The following is an 18840-nucleotide window of genomic DNA, read 5'->3' on the forward strand; positions in this document are numbered from 1 at the left end:
ATGCTTAAAAAAGCTCCGCCACTCAACAGCGGGGCTTTTTTTGTTTTTATCGATTGGCAATCAGTGCGGCGTGTTTGAGATATGAAATTTGTCGACGAAGCAGAGGTTCGCGTCGAAGCGGGCGACGGCGGTAACGGCGCAATAGGCTTTCGGCGCGAAAAATACATTCCGCTGGGCGGTCCGGACGGCGGCGACGGCGGCGACGGCGGCAGCGTCTATCTGCTCGCTGTGGAAAACGTCAATACGCTGGCCGACTTTCGTTATCATACCGTGTTTCGGGCCGAGCGCGGACAGAACGGTATGAGCCGCAACTGCACCGGCAGAAAAGGCGAAGACTGCTACGTCCCCGTGCCGCTCGGCACGCTGGTGACCGATGCCGATACCGGAGAGGTGATCGGCGATCTGACCAGAACCGGAGAAACCCTGCTGGTAGCCCAGGGCGGATTTCACGGTCTCGGCAATACCCGTTTTAAAAGCAGCGTTAACCGGGCTCCTCAAAAAGCCACCAAAGGCACCGAGGGCGAGCATCGTACTCTTCATCTGGAATTGACCCTGATCGCCGACGTCGGCTTGTTGGGAATGCCGAATGCCGGCAAATCCAGCCTGATTCGCGCGGTTTCCTCGGCCAGGCCGAAAGTAGCCGATTATCCGTTTACCACGCTGCACCCCAATCTGGGCGTGGTCAGGGTGGATGATCTGCGCAGCTTCGTTATCGCCGACATTCCCGGCGTGATTGAGGGTGCGGCGGAGGGTGCCGGTCTGGGTTTGCAGTTTCTCAAGCATTTGTCGAGAACGGGATTGCTGCTGCACGTTGTTGACGTAGCGCCGTACGAGAGCGCCGATACGCCGGTCGAGGCGGCGAGAAAAATCGTTCATGAACTCGAAGAATGGAGCGACGAACTGGCCGCGAAGCCTCGCTGGCTGGTATTGAACAAAATCGACCGATTGCCCGGAGAAGAGAGGGGGGCTCATTGCCGGGCCATTGTTGAAGAATTGAATTGGGCCGGGCCGGTATACAACATATCGGCGATCAACGGGGAGGGCACCCGGGAGCTCATGTTTGCGATCATGGAATTTTTGGAACAGCAGCGACGGAAAAACAGTGAACAGGTCTGATTTTGCGCGGGTTAAGCGGGTTGTCGTAAAAATAGGGAGCTCGTTGCTCACCAAGGGTGGGCAGGGGCTCGATCAGGCGGCCATCGCGGATTGGGTTCGGCAGATGGCCGGATTAAGGAAAAAGTCGATTGAGGTGGTTCTGGTCTCGTCCGGATCGGTGGCCGAAGGCATGTGTCGGCTAGGTTTGAAAGTGCGTCCGAAGACCTTGCACGAGCTGCAGGCGGCCGCCGCGGTCGGTCAAATGGGATTGGTGCGTGTTTTCGATGATAATTTTCAGCGGCATGGCCTGCATGCGGCGCAAGTTTTGCTGACGCACGATGATTTGTCCGACAGACAGCGTTATCTCAACGCCAGAAGCACTCTATTAACTTTGCTTAAATTCGGCATTGTGCCGGTGATCAATGAAAACGATACCGTCGCCACCGAAGAGATTCGTTTCGGTGATAACGATACCCTGGCGGCATTGGTTGCCAATCTGGTCGAAGCGGAGCTGCTGATTATTCTGACCGATCAGAAAGGTTTGTTTACTGCGGATCCGGGCCTGTATCCCGAGGCGACGCTCATTTCCGAAATCGGCGTGAACGATGCCCGTCTGGAGAAAATGGCCGGAGAAAGCCGAAGCGGTCTGGGCCGCGGCGGCATGTACACCAAGGTGCGCGCGGCTCGGTTGGCTTCGAGATCGGGGGCGGCCACCGTGATTGCGGCGGGGGTGGTCGAGGACGTGATCACTGCCGTGATCGCCGGGAAAGAACTGGGTACTTTCTTTTTGCCGGACATGGAGCCTTTGGTGGCGAGAAAACGCTGGCTCGCCGGACAATTGCAAGTCAAAGGCCGGCTCGTGCTCGATGCGGGAGCGGTCAGGGTTCTCAAACGCGACGGTAAAAGCTTGTTGGCGGTCGGCGTAAAGTCGGTCGCCGGCCGGTTCGAGCGGGGGGAGCTGGTTTCCTGCGTCGATGAAGAAGGCTTGGAAATCGCCCGAGGGCTAATCAACTACGGCAAGAAGGAAGCCCAATTGATCGCCGGGAAAAGCAGTCTGGAATTCGAAAGGATTCTCGGCTACGCGGACGATGCTGAACTGATTCACCGGGACAATATGGTTCTGATCTAGAGAAGAGCCGATTCCGTGATACAAAAAAGGCCGCGAGTAATATTGTCCGGCCTTTTCTTAATCATTGATCCGGGAGAGGCTTTTTAAGCGATCGATTTTACTCTGGCGTTCAGACGGCTTTTGCTGCGGGCGGCTTTGTTTTTGTGAATGATGCCCTTGTTGACTGCCGAATCGATAATAGGCACAGCCGTATTGTAAGCAGCTTGCGCTTTTTCTTTGTCGCCCGCGTTAACGGCGGCAATGACTTTTTTAACGAATGTACGCAGATTGCTGCGTTGTCCTGCGTTGCGAATACGGCTTTTTTCCGCTTGTTTCGCGCGTTTTTTAGCTTGTGCTGTATTAGCCATAGTGTCTCGATGAGTGCAATGTTAAGTTAAATAGACCGCATATTATCTTTCCAAAACGCGCCATTGTCAACCGGTCCCTCGGTTAAAACAGTTCCATCGCGAGCATGATGGCGTCTTCGCGGCCGTTCTCCGCCGGATAATAGCCTTTCCTTATGCCGATTTCGTTGAAACCGATCTTTTTATATAAAGAAATTGCCACGGCATTGCTCGGCCTGACTTCGAGGAAGACGGTTTGCGCTTTGCCCCTGGAGTTTTCAATGACGTATTCGAGCATTTTCCGCCCGATGCCCTGATTTTGTTCGACAGGATCCACGCTGACGTTCAAGATGTGCACCTCGCCGACTGCCACCGACACGATGCAATAGCCTAGAATCCTGTCCATTTCTTCGCAGACCCTAAGGTCGTAATGTGCTTTGAAACAGTCCCGGAAAATGTCCTCGCCCCAGGGAAATTGATAGTTTTTTCTTTCGATCTCCATGACCGCGGGAAGATCCGATGCGGTCATTCGGCGTATCCGCATTAAATCCTTTCTCGAAACCGAATCGGGAAAGACCTTGGCATAAAACTCTTTGTCGGCATCGTACACTAGGAAGTTTTTAATCTTGTCCAGTAACCCTTGCATAATTAACCTTTAATATCTCGATAAGTTTGCAAAGCAAATTGCAGATCCGCCCAGGCTTTCTTCTTGTCCGGCAGATTTCGCAACAGATACGCAGGATGATAGACTACAACAAGCGGAATGCCATTTAAAGTATGGATTTTACCTCTCAGTCTGGCCAGAGGTTCGTCTGTCGCCAGCAGGGTTTGCGCCGCGATTCGGCCGACGGCCAGAATGATTTTGGGGCGAATCAGAGCCAGTTGCCGATTCAGATAATCCCGGCAGCTCGCCGCTTCTTCCGGCTTCGGATCGCGGTTTCCGGGAGGCCTGCATTTAAGAATATTGGCGATATAGACTTCTTCCCGGCCAAGGCCTATTGCACGCAACATTTCGGTGAGCAGCGCGCCGGCGTTGCCGACAAAAGGCTGGCCCTGCAAATCTTCCTGTTGCCCCGGTGCTTCGCCGATAATCATCCACTCGGTCTGCCGGTTTCCGGAACCGAAAACGGTTTGCGTCCGGCTTTCGCAGAGTGAGCATTTTCGGCATTGAGCCACTTCGGATTGCAGCAAATCCCATGATTCGGCTTCCGATAAGGCGATTGACGGTCGGGGTTCGGCGGAAGTTAGAACGGCGTTCGGGACGGGTGGTGCCGGTTGCTCGATTACCGGGGGCTTTTCTTCGTCGGGTACAGGATTTCTGGAAATCCAGACGTCGATTCCCATCGCTTTCAGATAATCAAGACGCGTCGTACGGTCGGCCATTACTTCGGCTTCTTCCGGGGAAACGAAGAAACTGCATAGAAAGTGGCGGCTAAGCCGTCTTTTTTCCGAAAGGTCTCGCCGGGGCTTTGCCCGGTTCCTCGTTCGGCGGGAAGCGGTCGGGGCTGTACAAGCACTTGCAAAAGTGATATTGCAGGCTTGCGGAATTTATCCACGCAATGTGCGGGAGTGGAAAAACATTTTCTTTCGTTCGCTGGCCGTGAATGAGAACGGAACGGCTCATTGGGGCTTTGCCCGGGCAGAATGCTTTTCGGCATCCTGCCCGTTGATCCTGGCGAATGCGGCCGGTTACACATCACCTTTTTGCGGATGACGGCGCCGTTCCGGGCTGTGCAGCTTGTTGACGGCATTGATGTAGGCTTTGGCCGAGGCGATGACGATATCGGTATCCGCGCCCAGACCGTTGACGATCCGTCCTTCCTTTTCGAGACGAACCGTCACTTCGCCCTGAGAGTCGGTGCCGTTGGTAATGTTGTTGACCGAATAAAGCTCGAGGCTGGCGTTGGACATGACCAACTGCTCGATGGCTTTCAAGCTGGCGTCAACGGCTCCGCCCCCATGGGAATTGCCGGTGACTTCTTTGTTGTCGATGCGCAGGGTGACTTTGGCATTAGGCACTTCGCCGGTTTCGGAGCATACCTTCAGGGAAATGAGCTTGACGTACTCGTCTTCCGACTCGAAGCTGGCTTCCGAAATCAATGCTTGCAAGTCTTCGTCGAAGATATCGTGTTTTTTATCGGCCAATTGCTTGAAGCGTAAAAAAACGTCGTTCAGCTCTTCTTCCGAAGTGAATTCAATGCCCAGTTCGGTCATCCGACTCTTGAAGGCGTTTCTGCCCGAATGCTTGCCGAGAACCATTCGGTTGGCCGACCAGCCGACGTCTTCCGCACGCATGATTTCATAGGTTTCGCGGCTTTTCAGGACGCCGTCCTGATGAATTCCCGCTTCATGCGCAAAAGCATTGGCGCCGACGATGGCTTTGTTGGGCTGTACGGGAAAGCCGGTAATGGAAGACACCAGTTTCGAGCAGGTCAGTATTTCCCGGGTATCGATGCCGGTATCGCAGGTGAAGACGTCCTGACGGGTGCGCACGGCCATCACCACTTCTTCCAGCGAGGCGTTGCCGGCGCGTTCGCCCAGACCGTTGATGGTGCATTCGATCTGCCGGGCGCCGTTCATGACGGCCGACAACGAATTGGCCACCGCCAGACCGAGATCGTTGTGGCAATGAACGGAAAAGACGGCCTTGTCCGAATTGGGGATCCGCTTGATCAGATTGGCGATGGTGGCGCCGAACTGCTGGGGAATGCTGTAACCGACCGTATCCGGGATGTTCAAGGTGGTGGCTCCGGCATCGATCACCGCCTCGAGAATCCGGCATAAAAAATCTTCTTCGGACCGTCCGGCGTCTTCGGGAGAGAATTCGACGTCGTCGGTATACTGGCGGGCGCGCTTGACCGCTCTAACGGCGTATTCGATGACCTGTTCCGGCTGCATGTGCAGTTTCATCTGCATGTGGATCGGAGAAGTCGCAATAAAGGTATGGATTCTCGAACGGGCAGCGCCTTTCAACGCCAGGCCGGCGCTGTCGATATCCTTATCCAAAGCTCTGGCCAGGCCGCAAACGGTGCTGTCCTTGATGACGTTGGCCACCGCCTGGACGGCTTCGAAATCGCCGGGGCTGGCGGCAGGAAATCCGGCTTCAATAACGTCGACTTTCAAGCGCTCCAGCGCTTTACCGATCCGGATCTTTTCGTCGCGGGTCATCGATGCGCCGGGGCTTTGCTCGCCGTCGCGCATGGTCGTATCAAATATAATCAATTTGTCTTTCATAAAAACTCCATGTATGGAGAAAGATCAACGAACGCGTTGATGCACATTAACTAACGAGGGTTGGATTAAATTGACGAGTAAGAATAATGCCCCTTAGGGCAGGAGTCTTGAGGACAGGTACGACCAGGCGGAATAAGCCGTGAGCGAACGTTCGCGGCTATCGATAACGAGAGGAAATGGCATCGGATATTGACTTGACATGGTTCGAGACTATACGCCAATAAAAGGGCTTTCTCAAGCAGATTTTACGATTTGCGGGCGGCCGCCCGGCGCCGGCGGCGCATGACCAGGGTCACTACAGGACCGGAAATCGCATAGATGAGTGACAATAAAAACAGCATGGTTTGCGGCTGAGCCATAATGAAGGCGATCGCCAGCATGACGCTGATCGCGGCAAAAAAAGTGACCTTGCCTTTCCAGTCGATGCCTTTAAAGCTGAAATAACGGAAATTGCTGACCATCAATAAGCCGGTGCCGGTGGTTAAGACCAAAGCGGGGAATTCCAGTATTTGCAGGTCGACGTCGTATTCGAGGGAAATCCAGATAAAGCCGGCGAGAATCGCGGCGGCGGCCGGACTCGGCAAGCCCTGGAAATAACGGCGGTCGGCCGTTTCGACCTGGGTATTGAAACGAGCCAGTCTCAAGGCGCCTCCCGCCATGTGGACAAAAGCGGCGAACAGGCCTATTTTGCCCAGACTGGAAAAAGCCCACAAATACATGACCAGGGCGGGCGCGGCGCCGAAGGAAACCATGTCGGAAAGGGAATCGTATTGAACGCCGAATTCGCTCTGGGTATTGGTCAATCGCGCCACTCGGCCGTCCAGTCCGTCGAGTATCATGGCCACGAAAATCGCGACCACGGCGGTTTCATAGCGGCCGCCCATTGCCGAAGTAATGGCATAAAATCCGGAGAACAGTGCGCCCGTCGTAAATAAATTAGGCAGCAAATAAATTCCGCGGCGGCGAATGGAACGTTTTTCATCGGTCATACTGTATTCAAGCCTTCGTTTTTCAAAATTATTAAATGTCCAGTTGCATGCCTGCCGGCGCCGTTACTCTCTGCGATCAATGCATTCCGGGCATTTTCGCAGCGCAGTGTTACGGCTATGTGAATCCCTGCGTTTTTAACCGTAAACGGCCCCCTTCGGGCCGGATCAGGCAACAACGTCGAGCACTGTTCCGCCTTTCTCATTCCGGTCCGAATCACCGGGCTTTATTGTAAATACCGTTAGTTAAAAGCGGGGAGCGGAGCCTGAAACTTCTGCGAAACGGCTTCGAATTATACAATGACCTTGCGGGCCATACCTAGATGAATCAACGGCTCCGGGCATTATTTCTTCTGCAGGGTGGTTCCGGCCGGTTTAAAGGTGTGAAGATCGACCGTTTGCCCGTAGGCGTCGGTAGCGCAGCCCCAAAAGAGCGGCTGATCCTGGGTGAAGCGCTTGCCCAGTTGCCAGGCGATTTCGGCTCGGGCCAGTTCGACGCCCAGATAAAAGGCATGGCCGCCGTCGGTTTCGACGCCCAGTTTCGGATAGAGTTCGAACGGATCCCGGGCGCTGTGAAAGCCGTCCCGGTTGAATATGTGAAGCCCCTCGGGACTGATCTGGATGCGGTAGCTGGGATCCTTAATCTGCGCGGCCAGCTCCCGGATTTCATCCAGTTGATACGGAAACGGCGCAATTTCATGCAGGGCCATCAAGCCCGGATCGATGTGTTTGGGCAGGGTATTTTGTTCTTTTGCGGCCAGCATGATACGGCGGGCCAGATCGGCTTCCTTGATGGCGCGGCAGGCGTGGCGGCTGACTTCCGTCGCTAAAATGTGGTTGACGTCGAGTTCCGAGCAGATGCCGAGGAGCAGGGCGTTCATGCCGGCGGTGTCGGCATGGGTCAGTTCGGTGAGGTTGCCGATGCCCATCATGATTTCAATGTCGGGATGGTTTTTTCTGACCTCATGATAACGCACCACCGACCGGGTAAAGCCGAAATGCAAAGGATCCAGAATCGGATCCACGATAAACGGCCGGTTTTTGGCTTGCAGCGCGTCGATGGCGCGGTCCAGGGAAGCCAGGTCTTCGTGTTTTTCGGGAATCAGAATCGGCGTGGACGCGACTTCATCGGCAATCCAGACGCTGCTTTCGTGCAAGCTGAGCAGAAAGTCGGCTCCCGCTTTGCCGCCCCTCAGCAGGTCCTGGTTGTCCAGGGAATCGAGGCTGACCGTAAAGCCCTCCTGCTTTAAAGTGCGAATGAGCTCTTCCATGTGCGGAAAAGGAGTGCTCGGCAGACAGCCGATATCGATGATGTCGGCACCGTTCTTTTTATAGTAATAGGCGCGTTTGACCGCGTCCTCGACGCTGATATTGGGCGCGTCGGTAATTTCGGCAAAGATTTTGACGTTGTACCGGTTTAAATCGTAGTGATGGGCGGCTTTGCCGAAATACGTCGGCAGGTCTTTCAGCTCCTCGGGCCCCCGCTCCACCGGAATGCCCAAATCCGCCGACAACGATTCCAGATCGCCGCGGCACCGGCCGGGAATGACGATGCGATGGGCTCCGAAAGTATCGGTTAATCGGCGCCGAATCATGTCGGCGGTCATCAGCGCCGCAACCTTGACGCCGATTTGATGCACCGTGTAAGTGAAATCCGGCCGCATTTTTTCCAAAATAGTATGAAGCTGTTTTTCCGCCAATTTTCCGGTAAGAAAAAGTATGTGTTCGCTCATGCCTTCGATTTAATGTTTTCTTAAACTTGGTCAATTAACCTATACAATGCCGGTGGCTATCGTCTATTCCCGCGCAACATGGGGTTGAAAGTTCAAGCCCCGCCACAACTATATTCTCCTTGAAATGCGCCTTCCCATGTTCATGGAGACGCTGATGCTTGGACATACGCTTTCCGGAACTGTTGACTCTCCTAGGGATAGAAATCGGTTAAACGGGTATCGTATACCTAAAACGTAGTTCACGGTGAACTATCTATTCGAAATTAATCGCTGAGTTCGGCACAGGAGCTTTTTACCATGTTCAGCCAATCCGATAAACCGCTCATTATGGGGATATTAAACGTTACCCCGGACAGTTTTTCAGACGGGGGCAACTTTTTATCCGTGAATGCCGCTCTGCGTCAAGCGCAACTGATGGTGGCGCAAGGCGCCGATATTATCGATATCGGCGGAGAATCGACCCGTCCCGGCTCCAGCCCGATCAATCCGCAGGAACAGATTCGCCGGGTCGTGCCGGTCATTGAAGAAATCAGGCTCCGCATGGGCAGCAACGTCAGGATCAGCATCGATACCACCCGGTCCGAAGTGGCCAGAGCCGCGCTGATGGCCGGAGCCAACATGATCAACGACGTTTCGGCCGGACAGGACGATCGCGCCTTGTTGTCCGTGGCTGCCCATTTCGAAGTGCCGGTCGTATTGATGCACAAACAGGGCGATCCCAAAACCATGCAGATGAATCCTTATTATGACGACGTCGTGCAGGAAGTCATACAAACGTTGGAGGAACGCATTGAGGAAGCGCTGCGGGCGGGAATCCCGCGTCATAGAATCTTTCTCGATCCGGGCATCGGTTTCGGCAAACGAAAACAGGACAATTTCGATCTGCTGGCGCATCTGGATGCGATTGTCGCGTTGGGTTTTCCCGTTCTGCTGGGGACCAGCCGCAAACAATTCATGGGAGCGCTGTGCCATGTGAACGCTCCGTCCGAACTGGTAACCGCCACCGCGGTGACCACGGCTTTGGGCGTCATGGCGGGCGTGCGCGTGTTTCGAGTGCACGACGTCAAGGAAAACAGGCAGGCGGCCGATGTCGCCTGGGCCATCAAGCAGAGCCGATAGAGGGAAGCCGAGGCCTGCGGAAAAACCGCCGACTTGACCAAGCAATCGTTACCGATCTTTTTTCCGGAGTGCTCAAGGAGAAAAGATTTTTTTGAACTCCCGATCAGGCGGCGCCGGGTAGGTGGTCGGCGGATGAATCCGGAATCAAGACGTCATCCGCCGACTTGTCTGCCAAGGCTCAGGCCGGTTGCCCGCTTCGAATGGTTAATTTTTGGCTTTTACTTCGAAACTGTAGTTGCCTCTGGCCGGGGCGCTCGCCTGTCCGGTTACCACCAGAACATACCAGCCGGGTGCGATATTTTCAAAGCTGACCGATGCCGTACTGCCGGAGGTGGTACCCGCCGCCACGAGCGTTTGAGTGGCGTCGTATAAATTGAGCTGGGGAGCCAGGATCCCGTCCGTTTTGGATCCTTTCACTTTGGCGCTCAATTTCGATAAAGATTCGGTAATTTTTATCACATATTCATGCGTATCGCCCGTCAGCAACAAGTTCCCTTTGGTTTTTATCGATTTGACCGGGGGGAAATTGATTCCGATAAATTCGGCGTTATCCGATCCGGACGCCCCGCTATCGAAATAATCGGAAGGATGGGAATAAGGCGCTCGAAACAAGGCATTGAGTCCTCGGCTCGTCGCGGCCCCCCAGGCCTTGGCCGAAGAGGTCAATTTTCCGGTCAGATCCAGTTCTGCATTGATTTGCGCCATGATCCCGTCGAAGAAATCCGGAGAGCCGTCCTGGTATCCTCCGGACGAGGTAAAATAATAAGAGGATTGAAAGACATAAGGAATGGCCTTCTTTTTTAAGATCTTATACAGGTCATACAAATACCCGCCCCAGATCTCGCCGGTGTAATGCTCTTCCGGAGTGCCGTAGTCGGGATAATCGACGTCCCGCGGGTACATCCGGGTGTTGTCCAGATTCCTTATATATTGCGGAAGCAACGCGAAGGCGACGTCCCCAATCTGCGGATCGTTCGGGGTATATAGAAAAGTATACCAGTCGGCATTGCCTTCTCCCATCGCGCGGCCGTAGCCGTTCAAATCTCCGTCGAATTGCGCGTTAAAACCGGACCAGTCCATGATGGCATGGGTAAACTCGTGCCGGAACACGTCTACGTCGATTGCAAGATCTTCCGAGCCGGGAGCACACGAGTTTTCATCGCCGAAGATAATGCCGGGCAGATTATTCAGGCCGATATTCGACGTATAACCGGCATTGCAATAGCCGTCTATGTTGACGACGACCGGAATGAACTGATTGTAAAAATAATTGGGGTCGGCAAAACTGTATTTGCTGATGACGTTCTTTTTCCACCATGCCCAAATGGTGTTGTGTTGATAATAAGTATGGACGGCGTCGAAATAATCCTTGTCGGCTGCCGGATCGGAAAGAAAGGAAAACTGGGTCGAGGTGGGATCGTTGCCGTTGTAATCGAGCACCAGGCTGTGTGTCCCCCACAGCCAGCCGGACGTGTTGCCCTCGTTCACGGTATACATATTTTTAAGGGAAACCTTGCTTATTTTTCCCGCGTGCCAGTTCGCGTTCGTCTTGTAGGCATTGCCTTTTCCTGATCTGATGTGAAGAATTTCATCGGCTTTATACAGGATGGCCCCCGTTTCGGCGTCGATGTGATAAACCCAGTAAGCAAAAGGATGGCTAGTCGAAGTGGCGATTTTCCAGATGTATTTGTGCGCGCCGTTGAACGGAGCAATGACCTTTTCCGCTTTCGATTCGGCCAGAGCCGCGCCGCTGTTGTGGTTCTGGATATCCTGGCGCGCCGCCGTTTTGGCGGCCTCTTCCGAAAGGTTGTCTTTATTGGTCAGGCGGACGTCTGCAATCAGGCTGTTCTGGACCATCGTGACCTGATTTTTTTTATTGGTATGCACCAGTATTTCGCCTCCCATGACCGGGACGCCGTTATGAATCTGGCGAAATCTGACGTGATCGCGTAACGCGGTTTTATCCACCTTGACGGCTTTCACGTCGGAAAGGTCGCTTTTGAGTCCGAATAAATCGTGCGATTCTTTCAGAAAAGCTTTGGCCGCGGTCTCCGGGCCGTCCGGATAGGGTTCGGAGGCGGCGCCGTACAGGAGTTTTATTTTGCCGTCTTTTGCCCGCTCTGCCGCTTGCCAGCGATGATGGTGTTGCGCATTAAAACGTGCGAAATCCGGATTGGTGTCGAGGGCACGGTTACCTTGAAAAAAACCGACGGGCGGTTTGCCCGAGTTGTCGATAGTAATGCCGCCGCCTTCTTCATAGCCCGAACTTTCGGCAAGGTCTTCCGGAGCCGCGTCTGCAACCTGGACGACTGAAGAGAGACCGAGCAGAATGGAAATCAGGCGCCAGGACTGGGTGGTTTTTATAGCCATATCTTCTCCTAATGGATTGAGCTTGGATTGTTTATTAAGCTACTGCCCCTAGCATAACGTTTTTGGGAGTTTGGAAAAAATTAATTCAGGATGAGTTTACCGGTAAATTACTTTCGCTGTTACTCTCGAGGAAAAGATAGTGCTGAAAGTATTGCCCGACATATATTCAAGATATCCGGGTTGAGAAAACTATCGTGATTCAAGCCGAGTTGTCAACGAAATTGAGAAACCGGATGGAATCTATTTTGACTGCGCCTGTATCAGGCATGAGCGTCATTTGTGGAGCGGAAAGCCACGGCAGGGTTTTGGCAAGCCGGTAACCGGGGATCGACTGTTTTCATTAGAAGAACAGAGCTTGTTTGAATTTGATTTTATTCGTAGTACTCTTTGAACAATATCGCCAGACGCAAGCGGTCCTGAACCTTCAGTTTCTGGAAAATGGAGGTTAAATGGGCTTTAACCGTTCGCTCCGAAATGTTCAATGCCGAGGCGATGATTTTATTGTTTTCTCCGGTGGAGATCATCCTGGCTACGTCCAGTTCCCTCAACGTGAGCGTTTTTAGATTATTTTTGAATTCGATTTTTTTCTGGTCGGGCAGAATGGGTTGCATTTTGTTCATGTTGATCAGCATGCCGATGACTTTGGGAACCAGATTTCGATTGATCCAGGTATCGCCGTTTAAAATACTGGTGGTCGCTTTGGAAAGTAACTGAATTGCCATTTCCGCTTCGCAATAACCCCAGTATCCCGCGGCCAGGGCCTCTATTTGTTTGTCTTCGGGCCACTTATGACCGATGATGAGGGATTTCAAACCGTAATTACTGAACAAAGGGAGAGCAGCGCTACCGGAATCGAATAATTTGCCGTCGATAATGATAAAGTGAATGGATTGCTGCTCAATGACATGGGGTGCTGTTTCAAGACTATCCAGCACCCGAACTTCATGTTCCCCGGAGAGGATTGCCTGCCAGGCTGATCCTGATTGAGAAACGGTTGATATAATCAAAACATTGGCCACTTCAATAAGTCCTTGAAAAGTTCTCTTACGGTATGTGGGGCAGCCCGAACCAACCTGTCTGCGTTTTCCTGGATTTCTGATAATTTTTCAAGAATGGGCTCTTCTGAATAAGCGTATGAACCAATTATAGTTTAACACAGTCTTTTTACGGTTTTGCCACGCGTATTCTACTTTATTTAAAAGTTAGAAAAATTCTTTACTCTTTAGTAAATAAACTCATGTTAATGATTGCCTTGTCTTCAGGATAGTCGGAATGGTTGTGGGATTGCCCATTCCCGGACTGCCGATTTCAAATCGCCAAATACCGCGGAGCCGTTGGCTTGATCGGAACGACATCCGGCTTTCCGGTCGAACTCGTTTCGCTGCTGATTTCTTATCGTTGAAAACGTCTGAATTTTTGCATGGGCAATTTGTATTTCTTTTTTAAAATGTGACTTATGAGGTTGTAGTGAGTAAAAAAGATAAATCTGCATTCGTCTGTACCGAGTGCGGCGCCGATTATCCTCGCTGGAGCGGACAATGCACCAGTTGCGGCGCCTGGAATAGCTTGAAGGAAGTCAGACTAAATTCGTCAGGTTCCGGTCGAGGCAGGCCTCCGGCAGGTTATGCGGGCACTCTATCCGAAGTTAAATTATTATCCGAAGTTTCCCTCGTTAATGAAGAAAGGCTGTCCACCGGCCTTTCCGAATTCGACCGGGTTCTCGGAGGCGGGATCGTCAGAGGCAGCGTCGTCCTGATCGGAGGTGCGCCGGGCGCAGGAAAAAGCACCATTCTGCTTCAGGTGATCGCCAACATCGCCAGCCGTGGCCTTCGTGTGCTTTACGTGTCCGGAGAAGAATCGTTGCAGCAAATTGCCGAACGAGCCCGCAGGCTGCGGTTATTAACGGACAATATCATGATGCTCGCGGAAACTTCGGTGCAAAGGATTTGTGAAGTGCTCGACGAAGTCAAGCCGCAGGTGGTCATTATCGATTCCATTCAGGTCGTTTATACGCCGGAAACGGAATCGGCGCCCGGCTCGGTTTCTCAGGTAAGAGAGTCGGCCAGTCATCTGACGCAATACGCGAAAAGAAATCACGTCGCCTTGTTCATGGTCGGCCACGTTACCAAGGATCAGTCTCTGGCCGGGCCCATGACCTTGAGTCATATCGTGGATACCCAGATTATTCTGGGGTCCACCGATGACGCGAGGTTCCGGGTGTTGAGGGCGGACAAGAACCGGTTCGGCAGTGTCGGCGAACTGGGTTTTTTCGCAATGGACAGCACCGGCCTGAAGGAGGTCAAAAACCCGTCCGCCATGTTTCTCAATAGGCCTGAAACGCCTTCTTCGGGCAGCGTGGTAACCGTACTATGGGAAGGAACGAGGCCGTTGCTCGTGGAAATCCAGGCGTTGGTGACCGAATGTCAGTACGGAAACCCGCGCCGGCTTGCGGTAGGGTTCGATCAAAACCGGCTGGCCATGCTGCTGGCCGTGTTATCCCGACACGGCGGGATTTTTACCGCCAGCGACGAAATTTATGCCAACGTCGTCGGCGGCATCAAAATAACCGAAACCAGTTCCGATTTGGCCATCGTCGTCGGCATCGTTTCCAGCCTGAAAAACCGGATCATCGCTCACGATACCTTTTTTTTCGGCGAAATCGGCTTGAGCGGCGAGATCAGGCCGGTGGCCAACGGTTATGCAAGATTGAACGATGCCGCCAAACACGGCTTTAAAAAAGCCGTCATACCCAAAGCGAACGCGCCTAAAAAATCCATCGAAGGTTTACGGATCCATGCGGTTGCCACGCTTTCGGAAGCTTTGAATGTCCTGTCGGAGTTATAAAAATGAACTCTCTTATCCCTAAGTTTCGACAGAAATGGCAATGACGGTCGCGGCGTTTTTCAGGTTGGCTTGTTTTTTCCTGACAGCGTCCCGGTCAGGATCGAGAATTTTCCGGTTTCGGTCGAAGAGGGAGGCGGGATCATTTCTTGAGCCGCGGCGGGCTTGATAATGCAACCAAGCCGGGACAGGCTCATGGATCAGGAAGAGTCGTTGAATGAGAATCCAATCCGTTTTTTCCGGACGGATTTAATTTAGAAAAAATTGCAGGCTCCGGTTGTTGATTACGAGAACGTCGTTGTGATTGAGTTTTAACGAGTTATCGTTAATCGGAACGTCGTTTAAGGTAATCGTGCCGATGTTTTCCAGTATCGACACGAAATAACCCTCTTTTCTTTTGGTGATGGCGACTATGCCGCTGCCGCTGCGTCCGATCTGCATGATTTTTTTTCTGATCGCGATGATTTTGCCGATATTTTCGCCGTTCAGAATCTGCAAATTAGCCGCCGGCAAGGAAATTTCGTCAGACTTCTGATTGAGAAGAGACAAGGGGAGCCGATCTAATTCGTCCATTTGAGACGGCGTATGACCCATTTCCTCGGTGCTGAAAAGAATGTCGTGCTTTCCCAGAGTAATCGTGTCGTTATCCTTGAGCGGCGCTTCTTTAATTTTTACTCCGTTCAACATCAGCGGAAAATCGTAATTCATTTGTTTGACGATGTGATCGTCGTCTCGAATGACGATCACGGCATGGGCAGGGGCCACGGCCAGACTGTCGATGATGATATCGTTGGTTTCATCCCGGCCAATGCGCACTATGCCTTTTTCAAATTGGTCGGAATGAATGACTCGGTCTTTAAAAAAAACGGTAAGTTTTGCCATTGACTCAAAATAAATTAACAGACTGAATTAATTATAGTAGGGAAATCCGGTTGGTCAAAAACCCGAGCTGTGTCAAAGATCAAGCAAATTTATGATGAAAAGATGAAAGTTGTCATCCCGACCAATAATTCAGTTGGTCTTCTCAAATTTAAAGATTAGTTCAATCGTTAAAGAATAAAAAACTTTTTTCATTTTTTATGAAGCGCGTTTTTTCGGTGTTCCAGAAAAAATTGTATTCTCGCCGTTAATAGTTTTCGAAAGTAGGGGAAAGACTGCGGAATAAAGCCTTGATTTATGGCGTGTTCGTCAAACCTTCCAATCCGTACACGTTACCGGCAGCCTCAATGTTCAACTTCTTCTGATAGGACCCTCTCTCGCTGATCGCGAAGCCCTCTTTGCGCCCCATTCGATTTTTTATGGTCTCTCTTAAACAGCGCAAAAACGTTCCATATTCTATACTTGAAAAGCCTGAAAAATAGTGAATTAACCGGGAGTCAATGGTGCGTTTAGGGGTTGTGCCGTTGATTCGTCTTTTTCTTGATTTATCCCCTCCAGAGCCTCTTAACCGGCGAGCAACCAGGCTGTATCAATATGTTACTCAGCCCGTCGGGCGCGTAAATCCACCTACTATTTAAACCAATGCAAAATCAATTTTTGGCAAACGATCTGAATGATCAATGGATTGATAATTTCAAGGACATCAAGATTCTCTCGTTGGACTGTTTCGACACCATCGTTTGGAGAAAAGTCGTTGAACCGACGGACGTCTTCTTCAATCTGCAAAATAGTGAGCTGTTCCGTGAATTGGGGATCACCGCTACGGTTCGTGGCAGAGCGGAATCCGCGGCTCGGCGCAAGAAAAATATTAGCCAGGGATCGACCGAAGTGTCGTTTAAGGAAATTTATCGAGAAATCCTGCCGCATGCCGATGATGCTCTTCTTGCCAGGTTGATCGATGAAGAGATCGATTGCGAGTTGCGTCACAGCTTCATTTTTGAGCCGGTAGCCAGGCTGATACGCCAAGCCAGGCTGAAAGGGCTCAAGATCGTTGTCGTCAGCGACACCTATTTTTCGGAGCAGCAGCTTAAGCGGCTGCTCTTTACGCTGATGCCGGATCTGGAAAACATGATCGATCATGTTTTCTGTTCCAGCACGATCGGCTTGTCCAAAGCGGGCGGTAACTGGAAAACGATTATCGCCGGACTGAACGTTCTGCCGAAGGAAATCTGCCATCTCGGCGACAACAGGATAGCCGACGTCGAAGCCCCGTCTCGTTTCGGCATTACTGCTTCGCTTCTGCGTCATCAATGTCCGTTGATAGCCGATCTACTTCGCCAACGTACCGACGTCGGCCTGCAACTGCTTCCCCACTTACGCTACCGCAACGCCGCTCCGAGTTATTTCCATGCTCAGTTTGCCGCAAAGGGCGAGGACCTCGCAGATCCCGTGCGCCAAATCGGCTATGCCGTGCTCGGTCCCATATTGTATGCGTTCGCCCATTTTATCCAGGACGAAGTGCGGCAATTTGAATCGGCCGGGGTGCCGGTCAAGATTGCCTTTTTACTGCGCGATGGTTACATGCCGTCCAGGGTCTATTCAACAATGACAAGGGGCGAAGTTGGCGCGGAAATCAACATATCGCGCTTTGCCTCCATTGCCGCCTCTCTGAATTCAAGGGAGGCGGTTATTGAAGTCCTGGCCAACAGTTTGACTCCGGACAGTATCCCGGCTCTTCTCAAGCAGTTTCTCATTCCTTCTCATCAGGCCCGAAAGATTCTGGGCCGATTACAGAATTCGGCTCATCCCGAATCGGAATTCGCTCGCTTTATACTTCGCGACGAGACGTTAAAAGAGATTTTTGCCAATTCTCGCGCCTATCGAGCCCGGCTCATGACTCATATAAGAAAACGGACGGGCGTACAATCCGGCGATACGTTGATGTTCATCGATCTCGGTTACAGCGGCACGGCGCAAACCCGTTTGAAATCGGTACTGAAGTCGGAGATGAACGTCGACCTGATCGGCCGCTATCTCATATCGAGTAAAGTAGCGGCCGATCAGACCGACCGAAAAGGCCTGATCGATCCGTCGTCGGTGGACGAACGGCTGGTTCTGACTTTGACTGCCTATATTGCGGCTTTCGAAATGATGTGCACGCAAGACCTGCCCAGCACGGAGAATTTCACTAACGACGGCGAACCTGTCTTTGCTCGGGAAACAACCAAAGCGAATCAGGCGAGCATCGTTGCAGACATTCAGAAGGCGTGCCTGCAATTTGTCACCGATTTCATAGAGACGCCGCAAAGCTGCCGACCGTCGTTCGACATGAGGGAAATGGCGGATCTTGCAGCCATCGAACTGGCGCGGTTGATCTACTTCCCGCTGCCCGAGGAGATAGACTGCCTTCGGCATTTTGAATTCGATTTCAATCTCGGCACCGATCTGAAATTTTCGATTGCCGACCTGGATGAGGGACTCATCGGAATGCGCCGTGAAGGGTTAGGCTTCATGAACAAAGAGTTTAGATCGATACGAATGAATTATCCGATCGAACTGAGGCATATAGATGTTTCTCTTTCGACGCTGCTGTTGTCCATCCAGCGTTATGGCTGGAGCGTCACTCCTGCTCGCGCCAGTTTCCGCCAAGAAACGCTCCCGGCCATCATTGCAAACCATAAGGAACACACGACCAGTACGGTGGATGCCTATGCGACTCACGACGGCTATTTTTGCCTGAACGTACCTGCCAGTTCAAGTTTCGACATCAGTGTCTTGCTGGGTCAACGTTATGAGTGCATTCAATTCGATTGCCTGCAAAAAGTCTGCTTGAACGATACGCGGATTAAATCCGAACTTCGCATTGGAGAGGAAGCCGTTTTCGACGGCATCATCAGTGTCGAACACGATCTAATTAAACTGGAAAATCATGGCATGCTTTATTTCCCCGCCTTGAAATCGGGCGAACCGGGTTATATGAGAAGACTGATCTTTCGTCCGATAATGCGCCGTGGCGAGGCATAGCTACCGCTCAAGCATGGGCGGCCTTCCCGGTCTTCCGGTCTTTGGTAATCCATAGAAAAAGAGCGATAGAAAACCATTGATTTATCCGTTAAACAATAGATGAAATT

14 protein-coding genes are annotated in these 18840 nt (G+C 52.1%); 5 read left to right on the forward strand and 9 right to left on the reverse strand.

The genetic code is table 11. The annotated features are described in order from the left end of the window. Positions 1-81: 81 nt before the first annotated feature. On the forward strand, positions 82-1116 hold the full coding sequence (cgtA, locus tag A3OW_RS0122165) for an Obg family GTPase CgtA (protein ID WP_020565653.1): 1035 nt from the start codon (positions 82-84) through the stop codon (positions 1114-1116). Further along, positions 1103-2224, forward strand: a complete 1122-nt coding sequence (gene proB / locus A3OW_RS0122170; protein ID WP_026223845.1) for a glutamate 5-kinase — start codon at positions 1103-1105, stop codon at positions 2222-2224. The genes cgtA and proB overlap by 14 nt, the downstream gene beginning before the upstream one ends. 83 nt (positions 2225-2307) lie before the next feature. Here the strand turns inward: proB and rpsT are convergent, their stop codons facing one another. The 6 genes from rpsT to A3OW_RS0122200 all read right to left on the reverse strand — a co-directional run bounded on the left by rpsT (position 2308) and on the right by A3OW_RS0122200 (position 8500). Further along, entirely contained in the window at positions 2308-2571 is a 264-nt protein-coding gene (gene rpsT, locus A3OW_RS0122175; protein WP_020565655.1) for a 30S ribosomal protein S20, read from the reverse strand. An 82-nt stretch (positions 2572-2653) separates the two neighbouring features. Beyond that, positions 2654-3193 carry a ribosomal protein S18-alanine N-acetyltransferase gene (rimI, locus tag A3OW_RS0122180; protein WP_020565656.1) on the reverse strand — a complete coding sequence of 180 codons (540 nt, stop codon included), beginning with the start codon at positions 3191-3193 and terminating at the stop codon, positions 2654-2656. Positions 3194-3195: 2 nt separating this feature from the next. Continuing rightward, positions 3196-3930, reverse strand: coding sequence for a uracil-DNA glycosylase (locus tag A3OW_RS0122185; protein WP_020565657.1), 735 nt, complete (start codon positions 3928-3930; stop codon positions 3196-3198). 306 nt (positions 3931-4236) lie between these two features. After that, positions 4237-5781 (reverse strand): 2-isopropylmalate synthase, encoded by a 1545-nt coding sequence (locus A3OW_RS0122190; protein ID WP_020565658.1) that lies wholly within the window; start codon positions 5779-5781, stop codon positions 4237-4239. 245 nt (positions 5782-6026) lie between these two features. Beyond that, positions 6027-6770 carry a CDP-diacylglycerol--serine O-phosphatidyltransferase gene (gene pssA, locus A3OW_RS0122195; RefSeq protein WP_020565659.1) on the reverse strand — a complete coding sequence of 248 codons (744 nt, stop codon included), beginning with the start codon at positions 6768-6770 and terminating at the stop codon, positions 6027-6029. Positions 6771-7111: 341 nt separating this feature from the next. Further along, positions 7112-8500 (reverse strand): DUF6513 domain-containing protein, encoded by a 1389-nt coding sequence (locus tag A3OW_RS0122200; protein WP_020565660.1) that lies wholly within the window; start codon positions 8498-8500, stop codon positions 7112-7114. Positions 8501-8797: 297 nt separating this feature from the next. Between A3OW_RS0122200 and folP the strand changes: the two genes are divergently transcribed. After that, entirely contained in the window at positions 8798-9619 is an 822-nt protein-coding gene (gene folP, locus A3OW_RS0122205) for a dihydropteroate synthase (protein WP_020565661.1), read from the forward strand. Positions 9620-9823: 204 nt separating this feature from the next. On the opposite strand, the gene A3OW_RS0122210 is transcribed toward folP, so the two are convergent. Together A3OW_RS0122210 and A3OW_RS28740 are read right to left on the reverse strand one after the other, a co-directional pair. Next, the gene (locus A3OW_RS0122210) at positions 9824-11989 is read right to left on the reverse strand and encodes a hypothetical protein (protein WP_020565662.1); all 2166 of its coding nucleotides are present in this window, start codon (positions 11987-11989) and stop codon (positions 9824-9826) included. Positions 11990-12360: 371 nt separating this feature from the next. After that, complete coding sequence (locus A3OW_RS28740) at positions 12361-12924, reverse strand: response regulator transcription factor (RefSeq protein WP_020565663.1); 564 nt, start codon at positions 12922-12924, stop codon at positions 12361-12363. 532 nt (positions 12925-13456) lie between these two features. On the opposite strand from A3OW_RS28740, the gene radA reads away from it, so the two are divergent. Then, positions 13457-14833 (forward strand): DNA repair protein RadA, encoded by a 1377-nt coding sequence (gene radA, locus A3OW_RS0122225; RefSeq protein WP_026223846.1) that lies wholly within the window; start codon positions 13457-13459, stop codon positions 14831-14833. A gap of 246 nt (positions 14834-15079) precedes the next feature. Here radA and A3OW_RS0122235 read toward each other — a convergent pair whose 3' ends face one another. Further along, complete coding sequence (locus A3OW_RS0122235; protein WP_020565667.1) at positions 15080-15712, reverse strand: FHA domain-containing protein; 633 nt, start codon at positions 15710-15712, stop codon at positions 15080-15082. 639 nt (positions 15713-16351) lie between these two features. On the opposite strand from A3OW_RS0122235, the gene A3OW_RS0122240 reads away from it, so the two are divergent. Next, positions 16352-18733, forward strand: coding sequence for a hypothetical protein (locus A3OW_RS0122240; protein WP_020565668.1), 2382 nt, complete (start codon positions 16352-16354; stop codon positions 18731-18733). The last annotated feature ends 107 nt before the right edge of the window (positions 18734-18840 follow it).

The sequence above is a fragment of the Methylosarcina fibrata AML-C10 genome, from assembly GCF_000372865.1.
Classification (GTDB): domain Bacteria; phylum Pseudomonadota; class Gammaproteobacteria; order Methylococcales; family Methylomonadaceae; genus Methylosarcina; species Methylosarcina fibrata.

Bases quoted from the DNA above. Each gene is read 5' to 3' on its own strand.
- rpsT (WP_020565655.1), bottom strand. From the start codon at position 2,571: ATGGCTAATACAGCACAAGCTAAAAAACGCGCGAAACAAGCGGAAAAA.
- A3OW_RS0122235 (WP_020565667.1), bottom strand. From the start codon at position 15,712: ATGGCAAAACTTACCGTTTTTTTTAAAGACCGAGTCATTCATTCCGAC.
- A3OW_RS0122240 (WP_020565668.1), top strand. From the start codon at position 16,352: ATGCAAAATCAATTTTTGGCAAACGATCTGAATGATCAATGGATTGAT.
- rimI (WP_020565656.1), bottom strand. From the start codon at position 3,193: ATGCAAGGGTTACTGGACAAGATTAAAAACTTCCTAGTGTACGATGCC.
- A3OW_RS0122210 (WP_020565662.1), bottom strand. From the start codon at position 11,989: ATGGCTATAAAAACCACCCAGTCCTGGCGCCTGATTTCCATTCTGCTC.
- pssA (WP_020565659.1), bottom strand. From the start codon at position 6,770: ATGACCGATGAAAAACGTTCCATTCGCCGCCGCGGAATTTATTTGCTG.
- A3OW_RS0122185 (WP_020565657.1), bottom strand. From the start codon at position 3,930: ATGGCCGACCGTACGACGCGTCTTGATTATCTGAAAGCGATGGGAATC.
- folP (WP_020565661.1), top strand. From the start codon at position 8,798: ATGTTCAGCCAATCCGATAAACCGCTCATTATGGGGATATTAAACGTT.
- A3OW_RS0122200 (WP_020565660.1), bottom strand. From the start codon at position 8,500: ATGAGCGAACACATACTTTTTCTTACCGGAAAATTGGCGGAAAAACAG.
- cgtA (WP_020565653.1), top strand. From the start codon at position 82: ATGAAATTTGTCGACGAAGCAGAGGTTCGCGTCGAAGCGGGCGACGGC.
- A3OW_RS0122190 (WP_020565658.1), bottom strand. From the start codon at position 5,781: ATGAAAGACAAATTGATTATATTTGATACGACCATGCGCGACGGCGAG.